Here is a 6,000-nt window from a genome sequence, read left to right on the forward strand (position 1 = left end):
TCACACCGGGTTCGGTGCGCCTGCCCGGTGCGGACGCCTGTAGGTGAGGCGGCGCAGCAGCGCCTCGGCCGGGCCGGGCCGTCCCGCGCGTTCCAGGGCGGCGGCCGCCGCCACCGTGACCAGCCAGACCGCCGCGGCGAACAGCGCCATCCCCGCGCTCCCCATGTGGGCGCCCAGCCCCAGCCCCCAGGCCGCGAGCGCCGGGGCGAACAGCAGCGAGTGCGCCATGTAGCCCGACAGTGACCGCTTGCCGAGCGCCGCGACCGCCCCGGCCGCCCGGCCGGGACCCCCGCGCGCCGCGATCCGGTGCGCCGCCAGGGTGAACAGTGCCGCGTACCCCAGCCCGCACAGCAGCCCGGTGGCCGACTGCAGCGCGGGCAGCGGCCCCTCCTCGGCGATCGCGGCCGGGGCCGCCTCCAGGACACCGACGTGCACCAGCGCCGACGGGAGCCCGCCCAGCCAGCCGACCGGCACGCCCACGGCCGCCGTCCAGCGCAGCAGCCGCAGATGGCGGCCGGGCTCCTCCAGCACCCGGCGGCGCGCCGCCCACATCCCGGCCGCCATCGCCGCCAGGGTGGTCACCCCCAGGAGCGAACCGGCCGCGGTCACCACGAGCCAGGTGGTGATCCGGGTACGGGCGGCCGCCGCCCAGTCGGCCTCACCGGCGGCGTAGTAGAACGTCGAGGGGGCCTCCGGCGGCGCCGTCGCGGTGATCCCGGTCAGGCCCTCGGACGCGACGGCCCACAGGCCCTGCGCCGCGGGGACGGCGGCGACCAGGGCGAGCACCGCGGCCACGCCGAGCAGGACGCGGTCGGAGCGGCGCACCAGCAGCCATGCCAGCACGAGCCCGGTGACGCCGTAGGCGCCGACGATGTCCCCGGCCATGAGCAGGGAGGCGTGTACGGCGCCGAAGGCGACCATCCACAGGCTCCGGCGGGTCAGCAGCAGCGACGCGGCGCGGCCGGAGGCGCCGTGGGCGACCTGGCGCTCGTACAGGCGCATCATCCCGTAGCCGAACAGGAACGCGAACAGCGGGTAGGCGCGCAGGTCCAGTGCGGTGATCATGGCGAACTGAACCGCGCCGTCCAGGGGCGTGCCGTCGACCGGGTGCCAGCCGGAGGGGCCGTGCTCGGCCGCCCACAGGTGGAAGGCGGTATTGGAGAGCACGATCAGCAGCAGCATCGCACCCCGGGCCAGGTCGGGCGCCAGCGCGCGCTCACGGGCGCGGACCGGCCCGCGCAGGGAGGGGGCGTCAGGTGACGGTTCGGGCATGGCACCGACGCTAGGAACGCGGGGCGCCGCCGGGCATCGGGCGTCGGTATCGGGCCGCGCGTCGGCGGACCGACGCCCGCGCCCGGGCATCGGCCGAAAGTCGGAACGGCCCGCCCCCCCGGAGCGCCGCACTGAATACCGCTCGGTATGGTCGGACCACCCTCCCACCCCCTCGGCGCCCCGGCAGGCGCGGGAAAGGCGGCCACATGAGCACGGACACGCACGCGACCGACCCGGCCCTGGCCCGCAAGGCGTGGGCGTCCCTGGAGAACTACCACTCCGGCGCCTACTTCGCCCCGGAGGTCCAGAAGAACTACGAGGAGCTGGGCGCCCACCCCCGCCACTCCTACTTCGGCGGGCGTGCGGCGCCGATGGGCGCCGTGCCCGCGGAGGTCGTCATCGCGACCTTCCACAACTTCTGCCCGGACCTGGTGCGCCAGGCGGTGCCCGCGGTGTGGGAGGCCGCCTCCCCGGAGGACTACCTGCGGGCGCGGCTGGACGGCATGGACGCCGCGCTGCGGCGCGTCCTCGGCGACCGGGTGGACTCCCCGGAGATGCGCCGGGCGGCCGAGCTGGCGCGCACCGCCGCCGAGGCGGCGTGCGAGCGGGTGGACGGCCGCCCGCTGTTCTCCGCCTACGCCGCCCTCCCCTGGCCCGGCGAGCCGCACCTGGTGCTGTGGCACGCCCAGACCCTGCTGCGCGAGTTCCGGGGCGACGGGCACATCGCCCTGCTGGTGGCCCAGGGCACCAGCGGGCTGGAGGCGCTGGTCGCCCACGCGGCGACGGGGAACATTCCCGTCAAGTTCCTGACGATGAGCCGCGCCTGGCCTGAAGAGGAGTGGGACGCGGCGGCCGAGCGGCTGCGCGACAAGGGCCTGGTGCGCAAGGACGAGCTGGCCCTGACCGACAAGGGGGCCGAGCACCGGGCCGAGCTGGAGGCCGCCACCGACCGGCTGTCGGCGGCGCCGTACGCGGCCCTGGGCGACGAGGGCTGCGAGGAGCTGGTCCGCTTGGGGGGTCCGCTGGCCAAGGAGGTGGGCGAGGCCCTGCTCCCGTGGGCGAAGCCGAAGAGGTAGGGGCGGGGCACGGCTCAGGGCGCGCAGCACAGCACAGCAGGACACAGCACGGCGCTGCTCCGTGCGGGGCGTGGGGCCGTGTTCGGAGCGACCGTGGGCCGTCGGCAGGCGTGTCGGTGGCCCGCCGCCCCATTCGGACGGGTGAAGGTCGAAGGGACGCGCGGTCGATGGCCGTGGATGGCCGTGAGGATCGGGCCTTTGGGAGCCGCCGGAGTGTCCCGCAGTGTCGGCGTCCGCTGCGACGGTGCGGCTTTCGGTGGCCGTGGCCGTGACGGTCCTCGGTCGGCGGTCCGGGCGCGGTCCAGGGGGCATGGAGGACCCGACGACCCGGCCGGGTGGTGGATGGCGCCACTCCAGCGGACATGCCCTCTCGTAAAGGGGGCGGGGCACGTCCAGGTCGACGGCTGGGCCTCCGACAGCCGTGTCGCCGCCCGCACCAGCCCGGCCAGCGCGGCAGCGGCAGGTCCGGCAGGGCCTCCAGGAAGCGAGACGAGACGAACGCTTAGGTCGAGGGCGACCCTTCCAGTGCGTCTGGCATTGTCTCGTATTTTCACCCCAATGAAAGAGGTAAATCGATAAGCTGCTTGAGTGAAGATTGTTGTGCAGGTGAAGCTGCTCCCCGACGCCGCTCAGAAGGCGGCGCTGTGGGAGACACTGAAGCTGTGCAACCGTGCGGCCAATTGTGCCTCTCAGCGCGCACACAAGACCGGAGTGAAGGACAAAGCGCCCCTTCAGCGTTTGGTCTATGACGACCTCAAGGCGATGGGCTTGTCCGCCCAGCCCGCGATCCATTGCGCACGCAAGGTCGCCGGGGCCTACGCCACACTGGAGGCCAACCTCGCTGCCGGGAACTACGGCCGCAGGGGCTCCAAACGGCGCACCCGGGCAGAGGACACGCCGGTCAGGTTCCGCAAGGACAGCGCCCAGCCGTTTGATGACCGATGCCTGTCGTGGCAGGTGGATGCTCGCGCCGTGTCGATCTGGACTGTACGCGGTCGACTCAAGGGCCTGGGCTTCGTCTGTTCGCCGGAGCAGGCGAAGATGCTCACCGAGTACCGCAAGGGCGAGTCCGATCTCGTCCGGCGCGGAAACAACTGGTACTTGTACGCTACGTGCGAGGTTCCCGAAGCCGAGGAGTACACCCCCGACGGGTTCCTCGGCGTCGACTTGGGCATCGCCAACATCGCCACCACCAGCGACGGCGCGATTCACTCTGGAAAGCGTACGAACAACGTCCGCCACCGGCACCGTCGTCTGCGCAGGCGGCTGCAGAGGAAGGGCACCAGGTCCGCCAAGCGCGTGCTGCGCCGGCTGTCGGGACGTGAGAGGCGGTTCGCGGCCGACACCAACCACCGCATCTCCAAACGCATCGTGACCGAGGCTCAACGCACCTCGCGCGGCATCGCCCTGGAAGAACTGGGCGGCATCCGCAAGAGGGTACGGCTACGAAAGCCCCAGCGGGTCACGCTGCACTCATGGAGTTTCGCCCAGCTCGGGTCCTACATCGCCTACAAGGCGAAACGGGCCGGGGTTCCGGTGGAGTACGTGGACCCGGCCTACACCTCGCAGGGGTGCAGCGCCTGTGGCCACACCGATAAGGGGAACCGGCCCGCCCAGGCCACCTTCTCATGTACGTCGTGCGGCTTCGCTGAGCACGCCGACGTCAACGCGGCCCGCAACATCTCTTCGCGGGGTGTTGCGGGTTGGGCAGTGAGTCACGCTGCCGACGACGCGGCCTGAAGCACACCCGCCAGGTGTGAACAAGAGCTGCAAGCCCGGTCCCACGGGGCCGTGAAGTTGACCGACGATGGGGCGATTCCGTGGTGGCCGGGCTCCGCCCGGAGGACGCCACTGCTCCGACGGCGGCCCCGGACCCGGCCCTGAGCCGTGCCGGTCGCCCGGCTCCAAGGCGGCGTGACACCGCCCGTGGCCGTGACCTGCCGCCCGCCCCGGGGTGAGTATGCACCGACGCGATCAGCGGACCGGGCGTCGGTCCGCAGGGCCGCAGGCCGAACCGCCCCACGCCTTAGCCGCGGCGGCTGGCCGGAGCAGGGACGGCATTCGACGGGACCGGACACGGCCGTCGAATGCCGTCCCCTCCAGCGGACGCCACCGGAACAGGAGGAGCCGCGTGCCGGTTGGCACTGGGGGAGTGCGAAAGCGGGCGAAAGGGGCGGGTGTGGAGGCGGGTGCGGACCTCGACGTGGCGGTGGTCGGTGCGGGGCAGGCGGGGCTGGCCGTCGGCTACCACCTGCGCCGTACCGGACTCGGCCACCTGCTCCTCGACGGGAGCCCCCGCCCCGGCGGGGCCTGGACGCGGTACTGGGATTCGCTGCGCCTGTTCTCCCCTGCCGAGCACAGCCCCCTGCCCGGGTGGTGGATGCCCGAGCAGCCGGGCGAGCCCTTCCCCACCGCCGGCCACGTCGTCCGGTACTTCACCGGGTACGAGGAGCGGTACGCCCTGCCCGTCCGGCGCCCGGTGCGCGTGCGGGCGGTCCGCCCCGACGGGGACCGGCTGGCGGTGGAGGCGCACACCCCCGACGGCCCCCGGGTGTGGCGCGCCCGTGCGGTGGTGAGCGCCACCGGCACCTGGGGGCGCCCCCGCACACCCGACCACCCCGGGCGGGACCGCTTCGGCGGGCTCCAGCTCCACGCCGCCGACTACCGCCGCCCCGACCCCTTCGCCGGGATGCGGGTGGCCGTCGTCGGCGGCGGCAACTCGGCGGCGCAGATCCTCGCGGAGCTGTCGCAGGTGGCCGAAACGCTGTGGGCCGCCCGGCGCGAGCCCCGCCTCATGCCCGACGACGTCGACGGCCGGGTGCTGTTCGACGTGGCCACCCGCAAGGCGGCGGCGCGCCGGGAGGGGCGGGAGGCCGACGGGGTCGGCGCCCTCGGCGACATCGTGATGGTCCCGCCGGTGCGCGAGGCGCGCGACCGCGGCGTCCTCAAGGCCCACCCGATGTTCGAACGCCTGACCGGGCGGGGGCTGCGCTGGTCGGACGGCCAGGAGTGGGAGTGCGACGCGGTGGTCTGGTGCACCGGCTTCCGGCCGGATCTGGAGCACCTGGCGCCCTTGGTGGCGCCGGGCGGGGACGGGACCGTGCCGACCGAGGGCACCAGGCTCCTCGCGGACCCGCGCGTGCACCTGGTCGGCTACGGCGACTGGACCGGCCCGGCCTCGGCCACCGTCATCGGCGCCGGAATGGCGGCCAAGGCGGCGGTGAAGGAGATCAAGGCCCTGCTGGAGGGGTGAGACGGGGTGAAGACGCCTGTCGTGCCGCCTCCCCGCTGCAGTGGTGTCCCTCCCGCGCCCATGCCTGGTCGCCGTCCGTCGGACCGTCGGAGTGGGCGGCGGCGACGACTGAGGGCGGAGGCGCTACCTGCAGCGCTGTCAACCGCCCGGCGTGTGCGTGGTCACCGTGGATGGCGGCGACGGCGAAAGCGGGCGTCCCCCGGCCTTGCTTCCCGTCCGCTGGGCCCCTCGCGGTCCGGGGGGCGGGCCGCCAGGGTGTCTGGGAGGAGGAGCGGCGACGACACGGGGGAGCGGGGCCGGGCGCCCCGGTCGGCCGCCGGGACTCCGCGCCCTGCGTGTCTCGGCATGTGCGGCCCTTCGCCGAGTTGCGCCTGGTGGCCGGTATCCGGGCCTGAATAC

At 74.0% G+C, this 6,000-nt stretch carries 4 protein-coding genes; 3 read left to right on the forward strand and 1 reads right to left on the reverse strand.

What is annotated here, in order from left to right; translation table 11 throughout:
- Complete coding sequence (locus O4U47_RS12560; RefSeq protein ID WP_408638961.1) at nt 1–1,182, reverse strand: DUF418 domain-containing protein; 1,182 nt, start codon at nt 1,180–1,182, stop codon at nt 1–3.
- Between the two features lie 296 nt (nt 1,183–1,478).
- On the opposite strand from O4U47_RS12560, the gene O4U47_RS12565 reads away from it, so the two are divergent.
- The 3 genes from O4U47_RS12565 to O4U47_RS12575 all read left to right on the forward strand — a co-directional run bounded on the left by O4U47_RS12565 (nt 1,479) and on the right by O4U47_RS12575 (nt 5,601).
- On the forward strand, nt 1,479–2,348 hold the full coding sequence (locus tag O4U47_RS12565) for an SCO6745 family protein (RefSeq protein WP_270678001.1): 870 nt from the start codon (nt 1,479–1,481) through the stop codon (nt 2,346–2,348).
- Between the two features lie 588 nt (nt 2,349–2,936).
- Nucleotides 2,937–4,088, forward strand: coding sequence for an RNA-guided endonuclease InsQ/TnpB family protein (locus O4U47_RS12570; protein ID WP_270678002.1), 1,152 nt, complete (start codon nt 2,937–2,939; stop codon nt 4,086–4,088).
- A gap of 439 nt (nt 4,089–4,527) precedes the next feature.
- Nucleotides 4,528–5,601: an ArsO family NAD(P)H-dependent flavin-containing monooxygenase gene (locus O4U47_RS12575; protein WP_270678003.1), complete on the forward strand. Its 1,074-nt coding sequence runs from the start codon at nt 4,528–4,530 to the stop codon at nt 5,599–5,601.
- Nucleotides 5,602–6,000: the final 399 nt, after the last annotated feature.

This window comes from Nocardiopsis suaedae, assembly GCF_027706745.1.
Classification (GTDB): Bacteria; Actinomycetota; Actinomycetes; order Streptosporangiales; family Streptosporangiaceae; genus Nocardiopsis_A; species Nocardiopsis_A suaedae.

What these genes read in the sequence shown, in the direction of transcription:
- O4U47_RS12560 (WP_408638961.1), bottom strand. Translation starts at nt 1,182, where the DNA reads ATGCTGCTGCTGATCGTGCTCTCCAATACCGCCTTCCACCTGTGGGCG.
- O4U47_RS12565 (WP_270678001.1), top strand. Translation starts at nt 1,479, where the DNA reads ATGAGCACGGACACGCACGCGACCGACCCGGCCCTGGCCCGCAAGGCG.